This is a genomic window from Verrucosispora sp. NA02020 (assembly GCF_013364215.1).
In the GTDB taxonomy this organism is placed as follows: Bacteria; Actinomycetota; Actinomycetes; order Mycobacteriales; family Micromonosporaceae; genus Micromonospora.
On sequence record NZ_CP054923.1, the window covers coordinates 4,318,359 to 4,343,752 of the forward strand.

General features: G+C 71.0%; 24 protein-coding genes. 19 read left to right on the forward strand and 5 right to left on the reverse strand.

The genetic code is table 11. The features are described from left to right. Positions 1-28: 28 nt before the first annotated feature. The 4 genes from HUT12_RS18775 to HUT12_RS18790 all read left to right on the forward strand — a co-directional run bounded on the left by HUT12_RS18775 (position 29) and on the right by HUT12_RS18790 (position 3,875). Positions 29-1,957 carry a DUF2075 domain-containing protein gene (locus HUT12_RS18775; protein ID WP_254876878.1) on the forward strand — a complete coding sequence of 643 codons (1,929 nt, stop codon included), beginning with the start codon at positions 29-31 and terminating at the stop codon, positions 1,955-1,957. Between the two features lie 192 nt (positions 1,958-2,149). Beyond that, positions 2,150-2,536 carry a hypothetical protein gene (locus HUT12_RS18780; RefSeq protein ID WP_254876879.1) on the forward strand — a complete coding sequence of 129 codons (387 nt, stop codon included), beginning with the start codon at positions 2,150-2,152 and terminating at the stop codon, positions 2,534-2,536. A 273-nt stretch (positions 2,537-2,809) separates the two neighbouring features. Then, positions 2,810-3,691: a helix-turn-helix transcriptional regulator gene (locus tag HUT12_RS18785; RefSeq protein WP_131052873.1), complete on the forward strand. Its 882-nt coding sequence runs from the start codon at positions 2,810-2,812 to the stop codon at positions 3,689-3,691. Next, entirely contained in the window at positions 3,684-3,875 is a 192-nt protein-coding gene (locus HUT12_RS18790; protein ID WP_131052872.1) for a DUF397 domain-containing protein, read from the forward strand. The genes HUT12_RS18785 and HUT12_RS18790 overlap by 8 nt, the downstream gene beginning before the upstream one ends. Positions 3,876-3,908: 33 nt before the next feature. Here the strand turns inward: HUT12_RS18790 and HUT12_RS18795 are convergent, their stop codons facing one another. Next, positions 3,909-4,784, reverse strand: a complete 876-nt coding sequence (locus HUT12_RS18795; RefSeq protein WP_236145698.1) for a DMT family transporter — start codon at positions 4,782-4,784, stop codon at positions 3,909-3,911. A 40-nt stretch (positions 4,785-4,824) separates the two neighbouring features. Between HUT12_RS18795 and HUT12_RS18800 the strand changes: the two genes are divergently transcribed. Both HUT12_RS18800 and HUT12_RS18805 read left to right on the forward strand, forming a co-directional pair. Further along, a complete protein-coding gene (locus tag HUT12_RS18800; protein WP_176094220.1) occupies positions 4,825-6,252 on the forward strand; it encodes a PLP-dependent aminotransferase family protein in 1,428 nt (475 codons plus the stop codon). Positions 6,253-6,317: 65 nt separating this feature from the next. Further along, on the forward strand, positions 6,318-6,887 hold the full coding sequence (locus tag HUT12_RS18805) for a nucleosidase (RefSeq protein WP_131054564.1): 570 nt from the start codon (positions 6,318-6,320) through the stop codon (positions 6,885-6,887). 37 nt (positions 6,888-6,924) lie between these two features. Here the strand turns inward: HUT12_RS18805 and HUT12_RS18810 are convergent, their stop codons facing one another. Further along, positions 6,925-7,281, reverse strand: a complete 357-nt coding sequence (locus HUT12_RS18810; RefSeq protein ID WP_131054565.1) for a hypothetical protein — start codon at positions 7,279-7,281, stop codon at positions 6,925-6,927. Further along, complete coding sequence (locus tag HUT12_RS18815; RefSeq protein WP_131054566.1) at positions 7,278-7,817, reverse strand: hypothetical protein; 540 nt, start codon at positions 7,815-7,817, stop codon at positions 7,278-7,280. The genes HUT12_RS18810 and HUT12_RS18815 overlap by 4 nt, the downstream gene beginning before the upstream one ends. Before the next feature lie 895 nt (positions 7,818-8,712). Between HUT12_RS18815 and HUT12_RS18820 the strand changes: the two genes are divergently transcribed. From HUT12_RS18820 to HUT12_RS18880, 13 genes are all read left to right on the forward strand, one after another. Beyond that, positions 8,713-10,497 (forward strand): CRTAC1 family protein, encoded by a 1,785-nt coding sequence (locus HUT12_RS18820; protein WP_161595006.1) that lies wholly within the window; start codon positions 8,713-8,715, stop codon positions 10,495-10,497. Beyond that, positions 10,494-11,534: an enediyne biosynthesis protein UnbU gene (locus HUT12_RS18825; RefSeq protein ID WP_176094221.1), complete on the forward strand. Its 1,041-nt coding sequence runs from the start codon at positions 10,494-10,496 to the stop codon at positions 11,532-11,534. The genes HUT12_RS18820 and HUT12_RS18825 overlap by 4 nt, the downstream gene beginning before the upstream one ends. Positions 11,535-11,604: 70 nt before the next feature. Continuing rightward, positions 11,605-11,838, forward strand: coding sequence for an acyl carrier protein (locus tag HUT12_RS18830; RefSeq protein WP_131054568.1), 234 nt, complete (start codon positions 11,605-11,607; stop codon positions 11,836-11,838). Beyond that, positions 11,835-13,040: a beta-ketoacyl synthase gene (locus HUT12_RS18835; RefSeq protein ID WP_176094222.1), complete on the forward strand. Its 1,206-nt coding sequence runs from the start codon at positions 11,835-11,837 to the stop codon at positions 13,038-13,040. The genes HUT12_RS18830 and HUT12_RS18835 overlap by 4 nt, the downstream gene beginning before the upstream one ends. Next, positions 13,037-13,774 carry a beta-ketoacyl synthase N-terminal-like domain-containing protein gene (locus tag HUT12_RS18840; protein ID WP_176094223.1) on the forward strand — a complete coding sequence of 246 codons (738 nt, stop codon included), beginning with the start codon at positions 13,037-13,039 and terminating at the stop codon, positions 13,772-13,774. The genes HUT12_RS18835 and HUT12_RS18840 overlap by 4 nt, the downstream gene beginning before the upstream one ends. Then, positions 13,771-14,556, forward strand: a complete 786-nt coding sequence (locus tag HUT12_RS18845) for an SDR family oxidoreductase (RefSeq protein WP_131055917.1) — start codon at positions 13,771-13,773, stop codon at positions 14,554-14,556. The genes HUT12_RS18840 and HUT12_RS18845 overlap by 4 nt, the downstream gene beginning before the upstream one ends. A gap of 9 nt (positions 14,557-14,565) precedes the next feature. After that, the gene (locus tag HUT12_RS18850) at positions 14,566-15,825 is read left to right on the forward strand and encodes a beta-ketoacyl synthase (RefSeq protein WP_131055915.1); all 1,260 of its coding nucleotides are present in this window, start codon (positions 14,566-14,568) and stop codon (positions 15,823-15,825) included. A gap of 1 nt (position 15,826) precedes the next feature. After that, positions 15,827-16,840: a trans-aconitate 2-methyltransferase gene (locus tag HUT12_RS18855; RefSeq protein ID WP_131055913.1), complete on the forward strand. Its 1,014-nt coding sequence runs from the start codon at positions 15,827-15,829 to the stop codon at positions 16,838-16,840. After that, positions 16,837-17,838: an NAD(P)-dependent oxidoreductase gene (locus HUT12_RS18860; RefSeq protein WP_176094224.1), complete on the forward strand. Its 1,002-nt coding sequence runs from the start codon at positions 16,837-16,839 to the stop codon at positions 17,836-17,838. The genes HUT12_RS18855 and HUT12_RS18860 overlap by 4 nt, the downstream gene beginning before the upstream one ends. Continuing rightward, entirely contained in the window at positions 17,835-19,508 is a 1,674-nt protein-coding gene (locus HUT12_RS18865; RefSeq protein ID WP_176094225.1) for an NAD(P)-binding protein, read from the forward strand. The genes HUT12_RS18860 and HUT12_RS18865 overlap by 4 nt, the downstream gene beginning before the upstream one ends. 58 nt (positions 19,509-19,566) lie before the next feature. After that, a complete protein-coding gene (locus HUT12_RS18870; RefSeq protein WP_131051987.1) occupies positions 19,567-20,763 on the forward strand; it encodes a glycosyltransferase in 1,197 nt (398 codons plus the stop codon). Beyond that, positions 20,760-21,734, forward strand: a complete 975-nt coding sequence (locus HUT12_RS18875) for a DUF1702 family protein (RefSeq protein WP_131051988.1) — start codon at positions 20,760-20,762, stop codon at positions 21,732-21,734. The genes HUT12_RS18870 and HUT12_RS18875 overlap by 4 nt, the downstream gene beginning before the upstream one ends. Further along, entirely contained in the window at positions 21,731-22,522 is a 792-nt protein-coding gene (locus HUT12_RS18880) for a response regulator transcription factor (RefSeq protein WP_176094226.1), read from the forward strand. Before HUT12_RS18875 ends, HUT12_RS18880 begins: the two co-directional genes overlap by 4 nt. 6 nt (positions 22,523-22,528) lie before the next feature. Here the strand turns inward: HUT12_RS18880 and HUT12_RS18885 are convergent, their stop codons facing one another. After that, complete coding sequence (locus HUT12_RS18885; protein ID WP_176094227.1) at positions 22,529-23,953, reverse strand: NDP-hexose 2,3-dehydratase family protein; 1,425 nt, start codon at positions 23,951-23,953, stop codon at positions 22,529-22,531. Then, positions 23,946-25,154: a class I SAM-dependent methyltransferase gene (locus HUT12_RS18890; protein WP_131051991.1), complete on the reverse strand. Its 1,209-nt coding sequence runs from the start codon at positions 25,152-25,154 to the stop codon at positions 23,946-23,948. Before HUT12_RS18890 ends, HUT12_RS18885 begins: the two co-directional genes overlap by 8 nt. Between the last annotated feature and the right edge of the window lie 240 nt (positions 25,155-25,394).

Here is a 25,394-nt window from a genome sequence, read left to right on the forward strand (position 1 = left end):
ACGATCATTTCGTGCTGCCCGGGGGCAAGTGTTGTCAGCGTTCCGCACCTCCGCCGAGGGACTTCTCCGTCACGCCGCCAACGGCGATCTCGCCGACCGGATCATCGACGCGATCGGCCGTCGCGTGAGCCCGGCCGAACGCAGGTCCTGGGAGCGGAGCCTGCCGGTGCTCGCGCAGGATCTGGCCGATGCCGGACTCGGCCAGGTCGAGATGCTCGTCGAGTACCAACTCCCGTTGACCAGCAAGCGTGTCGACGTGGTCCTGGTGGGCACGCACCCCCGCACCGACGAGGACTCCTACGTGGTGGTGGAACTCAAGCAGTGGTCGCGGGCGGAGTCCTACGAGGGGTCCGACACGCTGGTGCTGGTCGAGCACGCCCGCGAACCGCGCCTGCACCCGGGCGTGCAGGTCCGTGACTACTGCGAGTACCTCGGTGACTTTCTCGGTGTGCTCTCCGACCGACGTACCCCGATCGCCGGTGTCGCCTACCTGCACAACGCCGTCGACCGGGACGTCGACGAACTCTTCCAGCTCAGGGCCACCGAGCAGAGCCGGATCTTCACCAAGCAGCGGCGCGGCCAGTTCCTCGACCACCTGCGTACCCACCTGGCCCCCACGTCGGGCGCGGCCGCCGCCGACCGGTTCCTCACCAGCGCCGTCCGACCGAGCAAGCACCTGCTGTCGTACGCGGCGGCCGAGTTGAAGCAGCGGTCGCACTTCACGCTGCTCGACGAGCAGCGTCTGGCGTACGAACTGGTGCTGCACGCCGTGGAACGCTCCCGCGCCGGGGACCGAAAGTCGGTCGTGGTGGTCTCGGGCGGTCCCGGCAGCGGCAAGAGCGTGATCGCCTTGTCCGTCCTCGGTGAGCTGGCCCGCCAGAGCCGCTCGGTCATGCACGCCACCGGTTCCCGGTCGTTCACCCAGACCCTGCGCAAGTACGCCGGCAAGGGCTCCTCGCGGTTGAAGAACCTGTTCGGGTACTTCAACAGCTTCATGACCGCCGAACGCAACGGCCTCGACGTGCTGATCTGCGACGAGGCACACCGCATCCGGGAGACGTCGGTCAACCGGTTCACGCCCAAGGCCAAGCGGGACAAGGCACGCCCCCAGATCGACGAGCTGATCGCGGCGGCACGGGTGCCGGTGTTCCTGCTCGACGAGCACCAGGTGGTCAAGCCGGGCGAGTTGGGCAACGTCGAGGTCATCTCCGCGTACGCCGCACAACTCGACCTGCACGTCGAGGTCGTCCGGCTACACGACCAGTTCCGGTGCGGCGGCAGCGACGCGTACGAGCAATGGGTCCTCGACCTGCTCGGCCTCGACGGTGGTGAACCCTCGGTCTGGACCGGCGACGGCCGGTTCGACCTGCGGCTGGCAGAGTCACCCGAGGAGATGGAGGCGTTCCTGGCCGGTCGGCAGGCCGCCGGGGAGACCGCCCGCATGTCGGCGGGCTACTGCTGGCCGTGGAGCGACCCCCGACCGGACGACTCCCTGGTGCCCGACGTGCAGATCGGAAGCTGGGCGCGGCCGTGGAACGTCAAGAGCGACCGGAGTGTGGGCGACGCACCGGGCAGCGCGTTCTGGGCCACCGATCCGAACGGATTCGGCCAGGTGGGCTGCGTCTACACGGCGCAGGGCTTCGAGTACACGTGGTCGGGCGTCATCCTCGGGCCGGACCTGGTCGCTCGGGACGGCCGCCTGGTCACCGATCGGGCGGAGTCGAAGGACCCGGCGTTCCGCAGCCGCAAGGCGCTCAGCGACGACGAGGCGGACCGGCTGATCCGCAACACCTACAAGGTGCTCATGACACGGGGCATGCGCGGAACCGTCCTGTACTCCACCGACCCGGAGACCCGCGACTACCTGGCCTCGCTTCTCGATGTGCGACGTCCGGTCGAGACGACGTACGAGCCCTCCGAGACCGGCGGCGGCACGACGGCCGCTTCTCGACCTTAGGGTGGGCCAGAGAATTCCGACCTTCACGGTGGCACCGGCCCGAACGCCACGCCTCCGGTGAGGATCGCGCGGAGGGACGTTCGATTGGCTGATCTGCGCACTGGGCTCCTGGTGACAGCAGTCCTGTTGGGCCTCACCGGCTGTGTCACCGGCACACCCGACCACGGGCGTCCGACGGCGAGGACCACCACCGTGAGCCCACCACCCGTACGCACCGACCGGGAACCGATCACCAAGCGTTTCCCGCACCTCGGCGACGTCGCGGAGGTGCACTGGCAGGCGGGCGCCGCCGGGACGGGCGACTCCCGCGTGCCCGGTCCGACCGACATTCGCATCGAGGCGTTGGTCGTGTTGCAGCCTGGCGACCGAGTGTCGGCCGTCGAACAGTACGAGTGGCAGCCCGCTCCTGCCGGGTGGGACGGCACGCTGGGTGCCGCGCTTCGTCCCTTCCTGCCAGACAGCGGGAACTGGCAGGTCAACGAGCAGTATGCCGCCGACGTGCGGACCACGAAGTACCACGGGGTCGTGTACCTCGACACCACCAGCGGCACCGTCTACCTCAGGGTCATCGACGGCTGACGTCGCCATTTCCGCAATCATTGAAACTCGCGTACATGAATCACAAGATGTTGCACGGCCGCTTTTCAGCGCACCTCAGCGCAGCGTCAGACGACAGATGTGCGACGCCCAGGGGAATTGCGCGGTGATGGCTCGTTGTCGGAACTTCTTGTAAGGTCAGAGGCTCAGGCACTTTCGCGCGGACGGCGCTGATACCGATCATTTTCACGCAACCGTTCGACGTTTCACCGATGGCGTGCGGATGTAACAAAACGCAACACGGGAGGGTGGCGGATGGCCGACGACATGGGATCGACAGTCCCCCGGCGACAGCTCGGGCGAGCACTGCGCGACCTTCGCACCGAAGCACGCATGACCCTCGACGGCGCTGCCGAGGCGATGCAGTGCAGCCGACAGAAGATGTGGCGCATGGAGAGCGGCCTCGGCCCGGCCCGCCCGCTCGACGTCAAGGTCATGTGTGAGCTGTACGCCGCCACACCCGAGCTGACCACCGCCCTCGTCGCTCTGGCCACCGAGACCAAGGCCAAAGGCTGGTGGCACTCCTACGGGGTCGCCATCCCTGACTGGTTCGAGCTATACGTGGGGCTGGAATCCACCGCCCACCAGCTTCGGGAGTACGAAGACACTCTTATCCCTGGCCTGCTCCAGACCTGTGACTATGCACAAGCGGTCTATCAGCAGCGAGCCGACGCTACCGAAGTGGAACGGGAACGCTTGGTGAGGGTGCGCCTGCAACGGCAGGAGATTTTGAAACGTCGACTCCCGCAGGCCCCCAAGTTCGAGGTCGTCCTCGCCGAAGCGGCACTTATTCGCACCGTCGGCGATGCTGCGGTCATGGCCGACCAGCTTCGTCATCTCCTGACGGCCGACGAGATGTCGAACGTGTCCATCCGGGTGCTTCCACTGACTGCGAGGATGCACCGAGGAGCAGAGGCGGGTACGTTCGTCATCCTCGACTTCCCACCTGGCAAGCGGACCACGCCCGAACCGTCGGTGGTCTACTGCGAATCATGGACCGGAGCGCTCTATCTGGACCGGCCCGAGGAATACGCAGCCTACGAAGAGGTGTGGGCAAGCCTCGATGACCTGTCCCTGGATGAGGCAGAATCAAGGCAGCTCATCAACAAGATCATCGGGGAGGTCCACCATGGCTGATCTGGCTGGAGCCCAGTGGCGTAAGAGCACCCGCAGCGGCAGCAACGGCGGCAATTGCGTGGAGGTCGCCGACAACCTGCCCGGCCTCGTCGCCGTTCGCGACAGCAAGGACCCGGCCGGGCCTGTCCTCGCCTTCTCCCCCACGGAGTGGACCAGCTTCGTCCGAGCCACCAAGTCCCGCTGAGGCACACACCTCACTCACCGTTGCCGAGACCACTCACCCGGCGGGGACGCGGGTGCGTTGGGTCCACACGACACAGACGAGCACGACCAGCGCGGCGACGATCGACGCCGCGCTGACGGTCTCGGCGAGCAGCAGCGCGGACCAGAGCAGGGTCAGCACCGGCTGGGCGAGTTGGATCTGGCCGACCTGGGCGATGCCGCCCCGGGCCAGGCCCGCGTACCAGGCGAAGAAGCCCAGGAACATGGAGACCGTGGTCAGGTAGCCGAAGGCCGACCAGGCGGCGACGTCGGCCGTCGGCGGGTGGGTCACGGCGGCCACGACGGTGACGGGCACGGTGACCGGCAGCGCGAGCAGCAGGGCCCAGCAGATGGTCTGCGCGCCGCCGAGTTCGCGGGCGAGTGCGCCGCCTTCGGCGTAGCCGAGGCCGCAGAGGACGACGGCGGCCAGCAGATAGAGGTCGGCCAGGGACAGGGCACCGTGCACGGTGCCGGTGGCGACGAGGAAGGTGAGGACGGCGAGCAGGCCGGCGGCACCGGCGGCCCAGAACCGTCTCGGTGGGCGTTCCCCGGCGCGCAGCACCGCGAACACGGCGGTCATGGCGGGCAGCACGGTGACGACGACGGCACCGTGGGCGGCGGTCTGGGTGGTCAGGGCCAGCGAGGTGAACAGCGGGAACCCGACGACCACGCCGAGGGCGACGACCGCCAGGCGTCGCCACTGGCGGCGGGTGGGTGGTGGGGCTGCGGTGAGTCGCAGGTACGCCCCGGCGAGCAGCGCGGCACCGACGGCCCGGCCGAAGGCGACGAACCAAGGGTCGAGGTGCTGCACGGCGACGCGGGTCGCGGGCAGCGACAGGGAGAACGTGAGGACGCCGAGCGCGCCGAGGGCGAGGCCGAGCGGCCGGTCCACCGTTATCGCCGCGCGGACAGTACCGCTACTCTGTGCTCTCATGGATCACGATAACGCATCCGCTCGCGTTGTCCTGGACCTGCGGCGGCTGGCGGCGGCTGCGGAGCCCGGCGCCCGACTGCCGTCGGTACGCGAGCTGACCGCCCGGCACCGCGCGTCGCCGGTCACCGTCGCCGAGGCCATTCGACAGTTGGTGGGCGAAGGGCTGATCGAGGCGCGGTCCGGCCGGGGCACCTTCGTGGCCGCCCGGCCGGACGAGCGACCGGCGCCCGACCTGTCCTGGCAGACGGTGGCGCTCGGTCCCCGCCCGGCCGGCGAGCAGGAGATGCAGGCGTTACTGGCGTTACCGCCGGAAGGCGCGATTCCGTTGTCCGGCGGGTACCTCGACGCCGAGCTGCAACCGGCCGTCGCGCTCGGTACCGCGCTCGCGCGTGCCGCCCGGCAACCCGCCGCGTGGCAGCGCGGTCCGACCGAGGGGCGGGCGGATCTGCGGGCCTGGTTCGCCCGCGAGGCGGGCACCGGGTTGCGCGCCGACGACATGGTGATCTGCCCGGGAGGTCAGGCCGCGTTGTCGACGGCGTTGCGGGCGCTCGCCACGTCCGGCGACACCCTGCTCGTGGAGTCGCCGACCTATCTGGGTGCGCTGGCCGCCGCGCGGGCCGCCGGGCTGCGGGTGGTGCCGGTGCCCGCCGACACCGAGGGGGTACGCCCCGACCAGCTCGCCGCCGCCTTCGCCCGGACCGGCGCGCGGCTGTTCTACTGCCAGCCGCTGCACGCCAACCCGCACGGTGCCACGTTGGCGGCCGACCGGCGGGCCCCGGTCGCCGAGGCGGTACGCGACGCCGGGGCGTTCCTGATCGAGGACGACTACGCCCGTGATCTCACGCTGGACGGGGTGGCCCCGCCACCGTTGGCCGCCGACGATCCGCACGGACACGTCGTCTATCTGCGGTCGCTGACCAAGTCGGCCGCTCCCGGTCTGCGGGTCGCGGCGATCGGTGCACGGGGCCCCGCTGGCGCGCGGTTGCGCGCGGCCCGACTGCTCGACGACTTCTTCGTCGCCGGGCCGTTGCAGCAGGCCACCATCGAGGTCGTCACCGCACCGGCCTGGGCGCGACACCGGCGGGCGCTGCGGGCCGCACTGCGTACCCGTCGTGAGGCGTTGCGGGCCGCACTGCGTCGGCACCTGCCGGACCTGGCCGGGCAGCCCGTGCCGCGCGGCGGTCTGCACCTCTGGGTACGCCTGCCCGACGGCACCGACGACGTGGCGCTGGCCGCGACCGCCGCCGCCGAAGGGGTCGTCGTCTTTCCCGGCCGCCCCTGGTACGCCGCCGAACCGCCGGCACCGCACCTGCGCCTCACCTACGCCGCCGCCCCGCCCGAGGCGATGGACGAGGCCGTCCGCCGCCTCGCTCGGGCGCTGCGGACCCTGCTCGCCGCCGCCGCTGCCACCGTGGGGCCACGCTGACTGTCTCCGGTCCGAGCGTGGCCGCCGGCAACGGGGTGGTCACGAACGGCCGCTACCATCGCCGGATGGATCTTCGCGGAACGATCAGCCCGGACCGTCCGTTGCTCGTCCTGGCCATCGCCGAGGAGGCCACCTACCTCGATGCGCGCCTGCCGGTGCTGCTCACCGGGATGGGGAAGGTCAACGCGGCGGTCGCGGTGGCGGCGACTCTGGCCCGTGGCCCGCTGCCGTCGGCGGTGGTCAACCTCGGCACGGCCGGCGCGCTGCACCCCGACTGGACGGGCACCCACCAGGTCGGCAGTGTGCTCCAGCACGACCTGGACACCGAGTTCATCCGCCGGTTGACCGGGCAGAGCGTCGGGGCACCGCTGGCGCTGGGCGGTGACGGGCCGGTGCTGGCGACCGGCGACCGGTTCGTCGCCGACGACGAGACGCGCGCCGAGCTGGCCGCCCGCGCCCAGTTGGTGGACATGGAGGGCTACGCGGTGGCGTCGACCGCGCTGCGGTTCGGCGTACCGGTGCGGCTGGTCAAGCAGGTCAGCGACGAGGCCGGTGCCGGGGCGGACCGGACCTGGAAGGAGTCGGTGGACGACTGCGCGCGGCTGCTCGCCGGCTGGGTCCGGGACCACCTCTGACCGGGGTGGTCCCGGACCGGGCCGGGCGATCCTGCCCCTATCGTCGCCGCGATCGGGACGAGGTCGTCGACGGGTCGGCCGACGGGTCGTCGTCGGCCGGTGGGGCGTCCTGGTCCTGTTCGGAGTAGCGCCACATCGATCGGATCTTGCCGGTCCGGCGGACCCCCGCCGGCCACGATCGTGCCAGCACCGCGAGGACCAGCAGGACCATCACGTTGAGGGCGAGCACCGCGCTGGTGAGCGGATCGGGCGGGGCACCGTGCTGGTGACCGGACGACGCCGGCGGTGGTGGTGCTGCTGCGCCCGGCTCGCCCTGACGCAGCGCCAGCGCCACCCCGACGGTGACGATCAGCGCGACCGCCGCGAGGCCCCACCGCCGGTGCCGCGACCTCATGAGACGCCGGCGCCGGTGAGTTCGCGGGGTGCGCAGGTGCAGTTCATCTCGTCCGCCTCGTCCGGACCGGGGCGGCGGTGCAGGAACATGGCGACGACCATCGGCAGGAAGACGATGCCGTTGTAGAACAGGTGCAGCTCGACCCGAGGCACGATGAGCTGGGCGATGCTCACCGGGCCGGCCTGGCCGAAGAACGTGGTGCCGGACTGCACCTGGATGAGCAGCAGCAGATGCTCGAAGTGGTGCCAGACCTGGATGCCCAGAGCGACGGTCCACCAGGTCTTGGCCGTGCCGGTGAAGCCGGGGCGCAGCATGATGAACCCGGCCAGCATGATCAGGGCGTAGGCGTAGTGCATCCACTCCTCGGTGACCAGCCACGGGAACGGCATCCCGAGGACCCCACGGGCCTCGGCGGTCGTCCACCCCAGGCCCCAGATCTGGAACGCCTGCACGAGGTGCTCGGCCCAGTGAGCGACCACGATGACGAGGAAGAGCAATAGCGCCGGACGGTGGTGCTGGGAGTTGAGCCGATTCATCGAAGTCCTCACTTCACGGGTGCTCGGAGGTCGGGGGGCAAAGCGCCCTGATACGACACGTGCCCTGACGGAGAGAGCGCATTCCCGCCACACTGGACTGCGTCGCGTCGCCGCCATCTCGGCCGTTTCGTAGGGGGTGAGGAAATGGTCGTTTCTGTCGTTTCTCCCTGCTGGATCAGGTGGGCTGGCACCGCTATCACCATCGACTCCCTTCAGCGGAGGGTGCCGTATCGAGCTTCTGAGATTTAGCAACTCACGCCGCCGAAAGCAAGGGGTGGACCGACTGGAAGCGTTTCCAGTGGTGCCTCCGTCGCGTGTCGGGACGACACACGACGCCAGACGAGCGCCACCCCCCACCCGACCGGGCAGGGGACCGGATCCCCGACGCGGGCAGGTGTTCGACTGTGGCACAGTGTCGCCTTCGCAAACGGTCGTTAAACACTCGCGTCGGTCGAGTTTTCACTGCTCAGAGGGGCTGACGATAGTCGCATCTCGACGCCGAGCGGCAGTCGCCCCCCTTGCGCACACCGTCTCACCTATGGGATAACCGCAATGTGGAAGTTCCGCCGAAGGACGGCGGCGTCCACGGTGGACGGTCCCGTCGAGATTGATTTCCATGACTGCGGTGGTCGCTTTTTGCATCCAGGACGCCACCGTTGTCCTCCGCTCAAGCGAACGCGACGCCAGCAGTTCCTCCGGTTTCTCGCTGCAGGTCGGCTGGCACTTGAGAACTGGGAGTGCGATGCCGATAGGTTTCCAGGGACGACCGATGTACCAAGCGGCGCTTTTCGCAGTTCCGCTCGTCGCGATAACACTGGGATTCGTCGTCCCGTCCGCCCCGAGTTCGGCCAGCGCCGAACCCTTTGCCCTCAGTGTCACTGCTATTGATCCGGCGGTGGATCCGGTCCGGACGGTCCGCAAGGTCAATCCCTCCGTCGACCACATCGCATCGTGGATCAGCTCGGTGGGTGCCAGCGCCGCCGTCGCCGATCTCGACGGCGACGCGTACGCCAACGAGGTCTGCCTGGTCGATCCGCGATCGGATTCCGTCAGCGTGCACCGGATCGACCGGAGCACGATGGGCAGCAGTCCCGTGGTGACGCTGCTCGACGAGAACGGAATCGCCCCGGGCGCGGCCGGGCAACGGCTCGCCTACGACAAGGACACGCAGGCCCCGATGGGCTGTCGACTCGCCGACCTGGACGGCAACGGCTGGGTCGACGCCCTGGTCTACTTCTGGGGACGCGGACCGGTCGCCTACCTGAACTCCGGTGGCATGACGTTCGCGCCGCACGAGGTGCTCGACGGTGGTGCCGACCTCGACTGGTACACGAACACCGCGGTCTTCAGCGACCTCAACGGTGACGGCATCATGGACATCTTCATCGGCAACTACTTCGCCGACGGCGCCCAGCTCCTCGACACCGGATCGCCGAAGCGGGTCGACATGAACGACTCGCTGTCCCGGGCGATGAACGGCGGGAAGAACTACGTGCTGCTGGGCCGGGGCGGCTTCCCCGCCGTCTCGTACGAACTCGTCGCGGACGCCTTCTCCGAGGACCACTCGCGGGGCTGGACGTTGGCGGTGGCCGCCGCCGACATGAACGGCGACGCGTTGCCGGAGCTGTACGTCGCCAACGACTTCGGTCCCGACCGCTTCTTCGTCAACCGATCGGTCGACGGCGAACTGAAGTTCGAGAACGTCGACGGCGGCAACAAGGGACTCCTCAACCCCCGGTCCACGATGATCGGCCGGGACTCCTTCAAGGGCATGGGCGTCACGATCGCCGACGTCGACCGCGACAACGAGTACGACGTCTACGTCAGCAACATCACCCACGAGTACGGCCTGTTCGAGAGCCAACTGCTCTTCCTCGGCGACGGGGTGCGGGACGACGGCGTACCCACCTTCCGGCCGGGAGCCGAGGCCCTCGGTCTGGCCCGTACCGCCTTCTCCTGGGACAACAAGGTCGGCGACCTCGACAACGACGGGCGGGTCGAGCTGCTCCAGGCGACCGGTTTCGTCCGCGGTCCGGTGAACCGGTGGCCGGAGATCCAGGAACTCGCACTCTCCAACGACACGTTGATCGCCAACCCCCGCGCCTGGCCCGACCTGAGGGACGCGGACATCAGTGGTGCGGCGCCTCGGGTCGTCATGACACCGACAGACGACGGCCGGTACGCGAACGTCGCGGAATCCTCCGGCCTTGACGACGGGGGCGTGATGCGGGGCATCGCACTGGCCGACATCGACGGCGACGGCGACCTGGACTGGATCGAGGCGAACCAGTGGGCGGACGCCCGGCTGGTCGTGAACGACTGCGACGGCTGTGACGGGTTCGTCGGTCTGCGGATCCTGCGGAGCACCGAGGACGCCTCCCCCACCGGCCCCCGTACGCCACAGGTGATCGAGGGTCTGCGGGCCACCCACGAGGTGCGGGGCGCGGCCGCGATGGGCGCCACGGCCACCGTCACCACCCCGAGCGGCAGCACGTTCCGCTCCTACGTCGACGGCGGCAACGGGCACAGCGGGCAGAGCAGCACCGACGTCCACTTCGGGCTCGGCGACGACGCGGGAGACACCCACACGGTGGCGCTGACCTGGCGAGACGCCACCGGGACGGTGCAGAACGCCGAGGTGCAGGTGGGCCGCGGCTGGCACACGGTGGTGCTGCCATGACCGGGACGTTGACGCTGCCCACCCCGACGGCGCCACCCCGCACCCGGCTGCGGGACCTGCCCGCGAAGATGCGGCCCACCGACCCGGCGAAGATGCGGCTCGCGGCGCTGCGTCGGTTCGCCGTCGCGATCATGGTGCTCAACATCGTCGGGCATCTGTTCCTCGGCTTCGAGCAGACCATCGCCCAGATGATCCTCGTGGTCCTGATGTGCTATCTGACCGAGATCGCACTCGAGACGCTCGTGGCCAAGCGGGACGCGCGGCGGCCGGCGTACCTGTCGCGTACCGAGGCGCCCACCCGACGCGAGCGGGTGCTGTCGCTGGTCAACTTCCTCCTGCCGGCGCACATCAGCGGGTTCGCGCTGGCGATGCTGCTGTTCATCAGCGACCGTCTCGACCTGTTCATCGTCGCCGCGGTCGTCACGATCAGCAGCAAGTACATCTTCCGGGTCCGGACCGGAAGGGGCGACAAGCACTTCTTCAACCCCTCGAACTTCGGCATCACGGTGATGCTGGTGCTCTACGCCAGCACCGTCAGCATCGCGCCGCCGTACCAGTTCACCGAGAACCTCGGTCACTTCGGCGACATCGCGCTGCCCGCCTTCCTCGCCTGCCTGGGCCTGTTCATCAACTTCATCTTCACCGGCAAGCTCCCACTGATCTTCGCGTGGATCGGCGGCTTCACCGCCCAGGCGGCGCTGCGCGCGGTGTTCACCGACGACACCTCCTTCCTGGCCGCGATGTCCCCGCTCACCGGGATGGCGCTGCTGCTCTTCACGCTCTACATGATCACCGACCCGGGTACGACGCCGAGGTCCACGTCGGGCCAGATCACGTTCGGTCTCTCGGTCGCCGCGGTCTACGGCGTCCTGATGCTCTTCCACGTGGCCTTCGGCGTCTTCTTCGCCCTCACGATCGTCAGCGCCTGCCGTGGAGCCGGACTGTGGATCGCGGCACGGCGAGAGTCGAGTACGGAGTCCACCGAGCCCCGCATCGGGGGGACCCCGCCGACGATCGCCCCGAACCCCGTGCCGTAGCGGCACCGACCGAGTACGTCGTCACCTGGCTCCGGCGTCCGCGCCGGTGGACGGGTCGAAAGGAGAAACAGTGGAACTCACCGAGACACTTCGAGAGACGGTCGCGATGCTGGTCATGGCCGAGCCGGAGGAGATCGGCCTCGACACGTCCTTCGCGGAGTTGGGGGTCGACTCGCTGGGTCGCCTCGAACTGATCGCCCACGTCGAACAACACCTGGGCAAGATCCTGCCGGAGAACCAGACGCCGCAACTGGACACCATCAACGAGGTCGTCGAGTTCGCCGAATCCCTCGCGGCCGCATGACCGCCAGGACACCCGTGGTCACCGGTCTCGGTGTCGTCAGCGCCGCCGGCATCGGTGCCACGCACTTCTGGCAGGGCCTGCAGCAGGGCACACCCCGCTTCCGCGAGGTGTCGCTGTTCCCGACCGACGACCTGGCGAACCACGTCGCGGGCGAGATCGGGCCGTGGACACCCGGCTTCGACGCCGTCGACACCGCCCGGCTCGACGGCGACCGGACGGTCACGTTCGCGCTCGCGGCGTTGGACCAGGCGATCGCCGACGCCGGACTCGGCGACATCCGGCCGGATCGGGTGCTGGTCGGGACGACGGTCGGTGACGTCGCCGACCACGAGGGGGCCCGACGTGAGGCCGTACGCAGCGGTGCCGGTCGGCCGGGCGCGCTGGACGTGGACACGTCACTGCGTACCCGGATCTCGCGGCACCTCGGTGGGTCGGTTCCGGTGGAGCTGTTCGTCACCGCGTGCGCTGCGGGCAACATGGCGCTGATCCGTGCCGCACAGCTCATCGCCGACGGCTCCGCCGACGTCGTGGTCTGCGGTGGAGCCGAGGCGCTGTCGCGGATGGCCTTCACCGGCTTCTCGCGGATGCGCGGCATGGCGCAGGAACGCTGTCGCCCGTTCAGCGACGCGCGGGACGGACTGCTGCTCGGTGAGGGCGCCGCCTTCGTCATCGTGGAGTCGGCCGCGCACGCCGCCGCCCGTGGCACCCGGCTGCGGGCGACGATCGCCGGCTACGGTCTCACCTGCGACGCGAAGCACCCGGCGGCACCGGACCTGTCCGGCGTCGGGGTGGCACGGGCGATGCGGTCGGCGATCGCCGGCGCGGACCCCGCCGACGTCGCGTACGTCTGCGCCCACGGCACCGGCACACCGCAGAACGATGCCGCCGAAGCAGCCGCCTACCGCACGGTCTTCACCGGGTCGCCCCCGCCGATCAGCTCCATCAAGGCACTCATCGGCCACTCCCTCGGCGCGGCCAGCGCGATCGAGGCGGTCGCCTGCACGCTGGTGCTCGACCACCAGCAGACGATCCCGCAGTGGGGTCTGGACGACGCCGGCACCTCGCTCGGCGTCCGGCCGGCGACCGGCCGCCACGACGAGGCGACCCGGATCGACCTGGTGCTCAACAACGCGTTCGCCTTCGGCGGCAACAACACCTGTGTCGGCCTACGGCGGCCCGCGTACGAGGAGGCCAGCGCATGACGACCGAGATCCACTGTGCGACCGCGTCGGTCGCCGCCACCTTCGAACTTTCTCCGGTCGCGCACCTCACCGGCGTCCCGGCTGGATCGAGCGACCTGCCGGCCCTCGTCCGTCGGTACCGGTCGGCGCGGTCCGCCGTCGTGGTCCACGCCCTCCAGGCGTGGCTCCAGGACGCCGAAGCCGACCTGCCCGCCCCCGAGCGTCGCGGCATCGCCCTCGGCACCGAGACCGGCGCGGGACCGGACATCGACGAGTTTCTCGACGAGTCGATCCGTCGGGGCGACCACCTCGTCAATCCGGCGCTGTTCCCGATGACCGTGCACAACGCCGCCGCCGGCAACGCGGCCATCGCCGCGCAGTGCCGGGGCCCGAGCGTGGTGGTGAGCGCGGGTGCCGACTCCGTCTGGTCGGCGCTGGACACGGCCCGCGCGTTGCTCGTCGACGGCAGCGCCGACCTCGTGTTCGTCGGCGGCTTCGAGTCGCAGCGGCTGCCCGACGGCACCACCGGCACCCTCGCCGCCTTCACGGCCCTGAGCACCGAGCCGGCGGCACTCGGCAGACGCCACCTGGGGCCGCTGGCCGCGCAGTCGCACCGGGCCGGCGTCGCGTCGCGGCCGGGTCCCCGCGAGGCCGGGGACGGCGCCGGAATGGCGGCACTCGTCGGGTTCGCGAACGCGTTCACGCCGGAGCCGGTCGCCGCCGGTGCGGTCGCGGCGGGGGCGGTCACGCGATGACGGCCCCACCAGCGGTCGACCCGGACGCGACGACCGTGGACCGCACGACGCGGTCGACCACGTTCGTCGTCGGCGCCAGCGGCGACCTCGGACGGGCGGTGGCCACCACCCTCGTCGACGCCGGCCACCGTGTCGGGCTCACCTGTCACGCGAACGATGAGGCGCTGCGCGACCTGCTGACCCACGCGGACAAGGCCGGACTGGACAGCGTCGGGCGCCGGTGCGACACCCGGAGCCCGGAGTCGGTCCGCGCGACCTATCGAGACTTCGTCGAGGCGCTCGGGCCGCCGGGCGCACTCGTCTACTGCACCGGGATCCGACGCGACCGGCCGCTGTTGCAGATGGCCGACGAGGACTGGGCCGACGTCCTCGACACCAACCTGCGGGGAGCGATGCAGTTCGTCCGATTGGCCGGGGCGGACATGGTCCGCGCCGGGTTCGGCCGGATCATTCTGATCTCCTCCGTCTCCGGGCGGGCCGGCGTGGCGGGACAGGCGAACTACGGCGCGAGCAAGGGCGCCATGGAGGCGATGATCCGTGCGTTGACCCGCGAGTTCGGGCAGTTCGGCGTCACCATCAACGGCGTCGCGCCGGGGCTGGTGGAGTCCGCCATGACCGCTGACCTCCCCTCCGCCGTCAAGCGCGCCTATCTGAGCCGGATCCCGTTGCGGCGCTTCGCAGAGCCGGAGGACGTCGCCCCGCTCGTGGGCTTCCTCGTCTCGGACGGCGCTCGATACATCACCGGACAGACCTTCGTGGTCGACGGTGGGCTCACCGCATAGGAGGCGCGGATGACCAGGCCAGTGGTGATCACCGGACTCGGCGTCGTCAGCGCCGCCGGCATCGGCATCGACCAGACCTGGCGCACGATCGAAGCCGACCCGCCGTGCGCCCAGATGGTCGAGCTGCCCTCCGCGCGTCCGGAGGACGGCACGTTCAAGGTCTTCATGGCCCCGGACTACCGCCTCGCGGACGTCACCGCGACGTACGTCGACGGTGCCCAACTCGAACGCGAAGGCATCGACCAGCAACGCGACATCAAGCATCTCGTCGCCGCGGCCGGGCTCGCCATGGACGACGCCGGACTACGCGCCTTCCCCGATCTCGACCTGCGGGAGGTCGGGCTCGTGGTGGCCGACGAACACCCGGGCGTCGAACGTCTGGCCCGCACGCTGTACGGGGCGGTGGCCGAGCACGACACCGGCACGGCGCAGGCCGGCTACGCCGACCTGTCCGAGCAGATCTTCGCGCTGAACACGTTCCTCGCGCCCTACCTCGTCGCCCGTGCGCTGCACATCGGCGGCGAGTGTGGCTTCGTCAACTCCGCGTGCGCGTCGGGCCTCACCGCGATCGACAACGCGGCCACCCAGATCCGGCTCGGCCGCACCCCGCTGGCCGTCGCGGTCGCCTCCGACGACCCACTCAGCTCGGGCAAGTTCCGGTGGTTCGCCGACATGGGCCTGTACGCGCGGGACGGCGTCCCCCGGCCGTTCGACCCGGCAGCCGCCGGCACCGTCTTCGGCGACGGTGGCGCCGCCGTCGTGCTGGAGGACGAGGAGCACGCCCGTCGCCGTGGTGCCCGGATCTACGGTCGCCTGCGCGGTGCCGGGTTCACGCAGGACGGGTGGCGGGTCAGCGCACCCCACCCCGCGAGCGCCAACCAGGAGCGGTCCATCCGGCGGGCCCTGCGCGAGGCGGCCCTCGACCCGGAGCACGTCGACGTGGTCGTGCCGCACGGCACCGGGATCCGGATGATCGACACCTACGAGGCCAGGACGATCCGGCGACTCTGGCCGGACCAGACCCGGCAACCGGTGTGCCTGCCGCTCAAGCCGTACGTCGGGCACAACCTCGGCGGATCCTCGCTGCTGGAGACGGCACTGCTGCTCAAGGCGATGGCGGAACGACGGCTGCCCGGGACACCCGGCGCGACGCCCGCCCACGGCCTCGACCTGCCCACCGACTGGACGTCCACGCACATCCGGTACGCCGTCAAGTCCGCCGTCGGTTTCGGCGGGTTCTACGGCGCGATCGTCCTGGAGGCGATCTGACATGACCGACCGGACCCGGACCGACACCGGCCACGTCGACGCCCACGTCGACGAGGCGTACCTCGACGCGTGCGCCGACGCGTGGCAGGTGACCGGCGACCTCGCGCAGTCGATCCTGGACACGCTCGATCCCGAGGCGGTGGATGCCGGCGACGAGCATCGCGGACACTGCGTCGCCTGGCTCCGCCGGGCCGCCGAACGCCGGACACTCCCCCGGCCCGTACCGTCGGTCGACCCGACGGCGGGCAGCCACGCGCCGACGGTGGACCTGTTGCGCCACGCCGCCGGCGCGTACCCCGGCTTCCTGGACGGCACCTCCTCCGGCCGCAAGATCCTGCTTGCCGGACCGGGCATGCGGCTGTGGCACGGCTACTTCCAGTCCGACAACCTGCTGTACCGGCCGCTCAACGCCGCCGCAGCAGCGGCGGTCGAGACCACCCTGCGCACCGGTGGCGGCACCCGGATCCTCGAAGTGGGCGCGGGCACCGGCGGGGCGACCGCACACCTGTTGGCGCACTGGCCCGACGACCTACGCGGCACCTACGACTACACGGTCACCGACATGAGCGCCAGCCTGCTGGTCGGCGCCCGCCGCAGACACAGCGGGAACACCCCTGCCCCGGTACGCCTGGAGTTCCGGCGGTTCGACTTCGACCTCGCCGACGACCAGGGCCTGGCCCCGGACGGCTACGACGTCGTGCTCGCCGTCAACGCGCTGCACATCGCCGCCGACATCCCGTCCACCCTGCGCCACCTGCGGTCACTGGTCCGGCCCGGTGGCGCGCTGGTGCTCAGCGAGTCGCTCTGCGCCCCCGGCGACCTCGTGCACCAGGAGTTCATCTTCAACCTGCTGCCGTTGTCCGCCGAGGCCTGTCGGCGAGGCAGCCGTTTCCATTCGGCCGCCGCCTGGCAGACGTCCTTCGACGCCGCCGGGGTCGACGCGGAAATCCAGGTCAACAGCGCCGGCCCGGAGCTGGTGATGGTGGCCGTCGCCACCGCACCGGACGCGCCGTGAGTGGACGGCGGGCACCGGAAGCCCCCGGTCGCGTACCGGCCGTCGCGGCAGGCCCGACGCGTCCGGTGCGGGTGCTGGTCACCGGGGCGACGGGTTTCCTCGGCAGGTGGGTCACCGAGGCGTTCGCCGCCCTCGGTGACCACGTCACCACCTTTCCGGGGCGGGAACTCGGCATGGCGGCGGCCGGTCCGGGCCGCGCGCTGCGCCGGGCGGTGGCCGAGGTCGACGCCGTCTGCCACCTCGCCGCCGTCACACCGTTGCAGCCCGGTCCACGGGCCGCCCGCACCTACGCGCGGTGCAACGTCGACGCGACCCGGCTGCTCCTCGACGCCGTCGCCGGGACCAGCAGGTGCCGGGTGGTGTTCGCGTCGACCGCGATGGTCGCTGGCCTGGGTCCGACCGGGCGGCACTCCGACCGGGTCGCCTACGCCGAGTCGAAGCGGGCCGCCGAGGAACTCGTCGAACGGTACGGCTTCGGTGTCTCGTTGCGCCTCAACGCCCTCGGCGGGCCGCGCACGCCGACCGACCGGGGCATCGTCGCGGCGGCGCTTCGTGCCGCCGCCGAGGACCGGCCGTTCGACGTCTACGGCGACGGCTCGTCGGGCCGCGACTACCTGCACGTCCTCGACGCGGCGCGGGCGGTCGTCTGCGCCGCCCGCCGACCGGTCGCGGGCTACCAGGCCGTCGAGATCGGCAGTGGTCGGCTGTCCACGATCGACGCCGTCCTCACGACCGTGGAACGCGTCACCCGGCGACGGGTGCAACGCCGGCATCTGCCGGAACGCGCCGACGTCGACGACCGTCCCGCCTGCGACCTGCGTCCGGCCCGTGCGGTGCTCGACTGGTCGCCGCGCCGGTCCGCACTCGCCACCCTCGTCGGCGACCAGTGGGCCGAGCAGCAGGAGCCGGGCTCGTTCTCGGCGTGCCTCCGGTGGGCCCTGGACCCGTCGGGCCGCCCGCTGACCGTCGTCACGCCGCGAGCAGGAGGCCGACCATGACGACCACACCCGAGTTCGACCTGATCGTCGTCGGTGCCGGCGTCGCCGGACTCTCGGCGGCCTTCTACTGGATCACCGACGTCGACCGGGACGCGCGGGTGCTGATCGTCGAAGCCGGTGCGCAGCTCGGCGGACCCGCGATCCGGCACACCTTCGACGTCGACGGACGCCGGCTCGTGTCGCCGGGCGGCGCCCAGGAACTCACCTTCCCCTCCGCCTTCGCCCCCGCCGTCCGGTCCGCCCTGGCCACCGTGGGCGTCGACACCGACCGCTTCCACACCGACACGGTGGCGCGGCACTACACCGACCGGGGTGCCGGCGGCCACGGCCTCGCCTTCGCCGCCTCGGTCTGGGGGCGGAGCCACCTCGCCGCCCACGGCCCGTCCGACGCCGTGGACCTCACCGACGCGCCGCTCGCCGCACGGGCCAGACCACAGGTCGCCGCGCTCGTCGACGAACCCACCGACTGGCTGGCCGGCCGGACCGATGACGAGAAGCTCGCCGAACTCCGGCGGCGTAGCTGCGACGAGGTGCTTCGCGACTTCGCCGAACTCGACGAGGACACCCACCGGTTTCTGCGGTACAGCACGTCGGCGCAGTCGGGCATGACCTTCGACCAGCATCCCGCCCTGGACGCCGCGCTCATCGGCTATCTGGGCCTGGACGGCCTCGGTGTCCGCCCCAGCGGCGCGCCGTGGGACGGGCTGACCCGGACCGGCGCGAGGTTCTTCCCGCACCTGGACCCGCCGATCTACCGTTTCCCGGACGGCAACGCCACGGTCGCCCGCGCGCTGGCCCACCATCTGGTGCCCGACCTGTTCGACGCCGACACCGTCGACGACCGGCTGACCGCCGAGATGTCCGTCGACGCGCTCGACCGGCCGGACAACCAGGTCCGGATCCGGTTGAACGCCACGGCGACCGCGCTGCGCCACGCCGGTCCCGACACGGTCGAGGTCGAGGTCGAGGGGGGCGGGGCAGCCACGATCACGTACCGGGCGCGGGCCGCGATCGTCGCCGCGCCCGCGCACACCACGGCGCTTCTCGTCCCGGAACTCGGGCCGGAGCAGCGGGCCACCGCCGCCGATCTCGGCCGGTACCCGATCGTGTCGGCCTCCGTCGCGTTGCGGAACTGGCGCGCGTGGCAGTCGCTCGGCGTCTCCCGGCTCTCCTGGCCCGGTCACCCCACCTGGCAGATCGCCGGGCTGGAGTTCCCGGTCGCCATCGGCGCCTGCGCGCCGTCGCCGTCACCCGACGAACCGACGACCGCGACCGCGCTCGGCGCGCTCACCGAGGCGGGCACCACCCCCGCCGCCGGTGCGGCCGCCGGCCGTCGTCGGCTGCGCGCCGCCACGGCCCGCCGGGAGATCACCGTCGAACTGCGGCACCTGCTGGCGGAGGCGCTCGCGCCCGGCGGCCTCGTGGCCGACCGCGACATCGCCGACATCCGCGTCGAGCTGTGGCCGCACGGCTACGCCCGGTACGCCACCTCGTGTGACCGTCCCGGCGACGGCAGTGCCACCACCGACGCCAGACGCCGCCTCGCCGACGGTGTCGGACGGATCGCCGTCGCCGGTGTCGACGTCATCGACCATCCCTTCCTCGACGGCGCGATGGAGTCCGCACATCTCGCCGTCACCCGTCTCGCGAACGGGGTGACCGGCCGATGACGACCCCCGTCCCGCGCCACCGACCACGGCACCACCGACCACGGAGGAACGACTCGACATGAGGTTGCTGTTCAGCAGTCTGCCGGCCCACGACCACCTGCTGGAACTGATCCCCGTCGCGGAGGCCGCGAAACGCTGCGGCCACGACGTCGCCATCGCCGTGTCGGGACGCTTCGCCGCCACCGTCGAGGCGCTCGGCATCGAGCACATCACCGCCGGTCCCGACTGGGTCGGCGACTTCCTCGACAGCCTCGACGGTGACGTCCTTCCCGAGGAGATGGAGGACTTCACGCAGAACTTCATGGCCGAGTTGTTCTGCGGAGAGGCGTGTGTCGCCATGGGCGAGGACGTCTCCCGGGCCATCGCGGACTGGAATCCCGACATCGTGCTGCGCGACACCGGTGAACTCGGCGGCTACCTCGCCGCCGAACGGGCCGGGCTGCCGCACGTCACCGTCGGGGTCCTCGACTTCAACGGCATGATGCTCGGCACGGGCGTGGTCGCCGCGCTCGACCGCCGCCGCCAGCAGTTCGGGCTGCCGCCGGACCCGGACGGCCTGCGGCAGTACGCGTACGGCCACCTGAACATGCTGTCCCCGACCTTCGCGCCGGAGGAACTCGAACTGCCCAACGTGTTCACCGTGCGGGTGGACGGCGTCCGGCGCGGCGAGGTGCTGCCGGAGTGGATCGGCGACCTGGTCGACGACAAGCGACCGCTCGTCTACGCCAGCTTCGGTACGGCGGCCTCGACGATCCCCTCCTACGGGCCCCCGCTGGCCAAGGTGATCGCCGGCATGGGCGCGGTGGACGCGAACGTCATCGTCTCCACCGGCAAGGGACTGGACTGGCACGGAAAGGAGATCATCGAAGGGGTCCCGGTGCCGGAGAACGTCCGGGTCGTCGAGTGGGTGCCCCAGGCGCTGCTCATGCGCTCGATCGACATGCTGCTCACCCACGCCGGCCCGGCCACCGCCCGCCAGGCGATCGTCAACGGCGTACCCGTCGTCGCGGTGCCGCTGCTCTTCGACGCCTTCGAGATCGCCAACCGCTTCACGCAGCACGGCATGGGCGTGCAGTTGGACTGGACGAGTTTCACGCCGGAGGACGTCGCGGCGGCGACGACCACCGTCCTCGGCGATCCGGCGTACCGGCGGGCGGCGCGCCGGTTGCAGGCCCGGACGCTGACGGTGCCGCCCATCGACGACGCGGCGGTCGGGTTCATCGAGCGGATCCACGCCGAGAATCCGCGCCGATGACCGGCACCGGCGACCGGGTGCGGTCGCGCATCGCGGCCCGGATGGCACTCACCGACGAGCGGCTCGACCGTCGACTCGCGCTGTTCACGCCGGTCGACGCCGCCGTGGGCGATCTCGTCCGGGCGATCAGCCGCGAGTTCGCGGCCGGCTTCAACGACACACTGCGGGCGTACGATCCGGTGGCGGTGAGCGCACGGGTCGACGGCATGGCGGACGACTACCTCGCCCCGTTCTACGTCGAGGGCGCCGCGATGGCGTTCGCCGCGGCGGGAGCGCTGTATCCGGGCCGGGCCCGTACGGCGCACCGCCGGCTGCTCGCCACGCTGCCCGGCCACCGGTATCTGATCTTCGCCGGTTGGGGCTGGTGGTACGCCGTACGGCCCTTCGCCGCGCAGGCGATGAGGCGCAGCCCGCTCTGGCGTCAAGACGGCCTGTTCACCGGTCTCGGTATCGACGGCATGGCGTTCGCGACGTGTTTCCTCAAGGCCGCGCCACCGCGTTTCGACGTTCCCTGCCCATTCCCCGAGGCGGAGTACCAGGCGTTGTGGTCACAGGGTCATGGTCGGGCGCTCTGGTTCGTCGCCGGTGGTCGACCGGAGGTCATCGAGGACCAGGGCGCCCGGTTGGCCCCTGCGCTCCGTCCGGAGCTGTACGCCGGTCTCGGCCTGGCGACCGCCTTCGCCGGGATGCGCCGGATGCGCTGCCTCCCGGCGGCACCATCGGACCAGGAGACCGAGCGACGGGCCTTCCTCCAGGGCCTGGCGTTCGGCCTGACCGCGCGTCGGGAAGCCTCACCCCGCAGTTTCACGCGGTTCCTCGACCAACTCGACCGGTCCGACGCCGGCTGGGTCACCACCGTCACCGACCGGTGCCTCGCGCCACCCGGGCGGGACACCAGCCGCGACGGCGGCTACGTGGCATGGCAACGTCGGCTGCGCACCGAGATCCCGATCCCGGAACGATCGGCATGAGCAGGCCACGGCACGTCTGCGCCATCCGGGACCCGATCCCCGCCTACCGGCAGGGCATCGCGCGGGAACTCGACAACGCCGGCTACGAGACGGCCGAGCCGGGCGACTGCTACGCCTGGATCCGGCGGTTCCGCCGGGCGGCCCACCCGACCGAGTACCGCCTCGCCGTGCTGCTCTCCATCCGCAGTGACTCCGACGTCGACGTGCTCTCTGCGCTCCGGGCGCACGACGAGCAGGTCGCGCTGCTCGCCCTGCTCGTGGACCCCACCGCCGACGACTACCGACGCGCGCTCGACGCCGGGGCATGGGGTGTCGTCGACTACGCGGCGTCTCCGGACGAGATCGTGGCCGCACTGGAGGCGACGTGGGCCGGCGCCGTCCGGCTGCCCAGGGCGGTCGCCGTCGACCTGCTCAGCCGACCCGCTCCGGCCGAGACGGACCTGTCGGTGGACGAGTCCGACGTGCTGCGTCTGGCGGCGCTGGCCAGCGGATGGAGCGTCGAACGGCTCGCCAGCCACGAGAACTTCTCGACCCGGGCGATGTTCCGGCACCTGCAGGAGCTGTACCGCACACTCGGCGTGTCGAACCGGCACGAGGCCGTGGTGGTCGCCGCCCGGCACGGCCTGCTCGACGGCTCCATGGAGGCCATGCGCCACCGTGCCGAGGACGAGGGTCGTCGTGGGTCCGGCGCCCGAAACGGCACCGCGACCAGGGCGGTGCTGGCCGACGCCCACCGTGCGGATCGGCAGCCGTCCGTCACCGTGTCGGCAGCTCCGAGCCGCCAGTGACGCGGGTCAGGCCGCGGTACGCGCGGCCGGTCGCGGTAGTGGGGTCGGCCCCGACCGCGACTCGCCCGCCACCGCGCCGACCAGGCACACCAGCGCGCTGCGCGCCTGCATGTTGACCTGGTGACTGTGCACCAGCATGGCGATCACCTCGCTGACCGGGCACCACCGGAAGCCCGCCGGTGCGTCGCGGTGGTCGACCAACGCGACGAGGTGCCGGCAGCGACTGTGCAGGAAGCGTCCGCCCTCGTCGGACAGGACCGCGTCGAACAGGACCGCCTCGGCCGGGCTGTCGAGCAGAAGGGCCAGCAGCTCCGCCTCCGCGCCGGACCGTGGCTTCTCGCCACCCGCGATCTGCACGGTCGGACCCAACTCGACGTCGTCGACGAGGCCGGGCTCGGGACATGCCTGCATGAGCAGGTGGAGCTCACCGCCACGGTCGGCGACGGCAAGGCCCACCACGCCCAGTCCGACCGGCCGGATCATCGGTTGGCACCACTGGTCGACCTCGCGTCCCGCCGCGTCGACGCTGACCGCGACGACCTCGAAGCCTGTGCCGTCCTCCCGGCGGAGCGCGTCGGCGCCGCGTCGCCAGCCCTGTAGGTCCGGCAGCGCGACGCGGACGGAGACCGACGACTGCCGGGCGCGCTCGGCCGAGAGCCAGCGGGCCAGCGGCCGGACGTCGCACCGGGCGGCACCGGCCAGGGTTCGGGGCAGGACCGGCAGCCGCGCCCCGGACACGGCGAACTCGCCGGGCAGCGTCCACGGCGCACAGCCCAGGACGGCCCGGGTGTCGGCGTGCACGAGGTCGTCGTCATGCAGCAGCGCCAGCAGGTCGGCGAGGTCGATCCAGCGGAAACCCTCCTGCGGCGCGAACCGTGGGGTCCGGACGATCATCACGCGGTTGCGCTTGCGCCAGAACACGCCACCGTGCTCGGACTGCCGCGAGTCGACGACGACGTCCGCCGTCGCCGGATCGAAAAGGTCCAGATACGGGACCGGTCGGCCACCGTGCACCCGTTCCCGGTTGCTCCGGGTCGCCTGCACGGTCGGCGACAGTTGGATGCCGTTGATGTTGCCGGGTTCGGCCTTCGCCTGGACGAGCGCCGCGTAGCCCCGGTCGGAGGGGGTCACCGCGATCGCCAACAGGCCGATCTCCGGCTGGTCGACCATCGGCTGCATCCACGAGTGGCGGCCGTCCTCGGTCCGCACCCGGTGCCCCCGCACGGCGAAGAACCGACCGCTGCCGTGGGTGAGAGCGGGCTCCTCGGCACCGGTGTTCCAGCCCGGAACCGCATCGAGTGGGAGTCGCGACGGCCGCGCGTACCGGACACCGCCCATCGCCTCACGCCAGTGTCGTATCTCGTCGAGCAGCGACGGGTCGGCACGCGACTCGACGAGATGCGACGGGGTGGCCACCCGGCGGTCAGTCAATCCGCACCTCCGGCACGTAACGGATCCACCGGCCGCCCCGCTCGACGAACTCCTGCTCCTTGGCGACGATCTCGTCGGCGTGGTTCCAGGCGAAGAGCAGGAAGGTGTCCGGGTAGTCGGCGAGGTCCTGCGGGAACGCCTCGACCGGGATGCCGGAACCGGGAGTCGTCCGGCCCTGTTTCTCCGGTGTGGTGTCGTAGACGACCGGTAGCAGTCCCGGCCCGATGTCGCAGTAGTTCAGCACGGTGGCGCTCTTCGCGGTGGCGGCGTATCCGGCGACGCTGCGGCCGGCCTGCTGCTCGTCCATGAGGACGTCCCGAAGTTGCTCGCGGCGGTCGGCGACGCCGGCCGCGAACGCCTGCAACCGGGACAGGTCGTGTGTGCCGGTGCGGTCCTCGGTAGCGATCAGCGCGCCGACGGCGGGCGTGGGGGTACGGCCGTCCCGGGCGAGCGTGTAGCGCACCTCGCCACCGTGGACGCCGAGGTGCTCGACGTCCACCAGCGTGAACCCGTGCAGCGCGGCGATACGCGCGACCGAGGTGGCGGAGAAGAGATAGAAGTGCTCGTCGTAGATCTGGTCGAACGAGCCGAGACGCAGCACGTCACCGAGGTAGGGATCCTCGAAGACCACCACACCGTCGTCGGCCAACACCGTCTCCAGGCCCGTGAAGACTCCGCGCAGGTCGGGGATGTGGCACATGGTGTTCGCCGCGTAGACCACGTCGGCGGGGCCGAACTCGTCGCGTACCCGGGCGGCGGTGGTGGCGTCGAACCACTCCGCACGCGCGTTGACCCTGCGGGCCACTGCCTCGTCCACCATGTTCGCCGCCGGGTCGATGCCGAGGTGTCGGATGCCGCGTGCGGCGACCGTGGCGAGCATGGTGCCGTCGTTGCTGCCGATCTCGACCACGAAGGGATCCGGTGACTCCAGCCCGGCGACCAGGCGCTCGGCGGTCGCGGCGAAGTGCGACGCCATCCGCCTCGACGACGAGGTGCGGAACGGGTACTCCTCGTGGAACATCCGCTCGACCGGAACCGGATCGGCGAGTTGGACGACGTGACAACCGTGGCAGACCACGGCCCTGAGATGAAGCCAGAATTCGTCGGAGGGATCGTCGGGAATGCGGAATGCGTCGGACAGCGGTTGCCGGCCCAGATCCAGGAACTGCGTCACCGCGTCGCCACAGGCTCTGCAAGGCATGTAGCGGATGCTAGGCGCTGACCGGCGGCTCAGCCTGGCGTCCGTCGTGGATCACGCGGACCGCGTCGTGACCGTGTCGGTCCGCGTCATGGGTGCGCCATCTTTTCTGGCGCGCCTGCCGGATCGACTGGCGCGATTCACCGGTGCCCGATTCCGCGATGCGCTCCTAGGGTTGCGATTACGAGCAATCCTCCGGCCAGAGGCGCAGCAACACCGTCAAGACAACTCGCACGAAAGGGC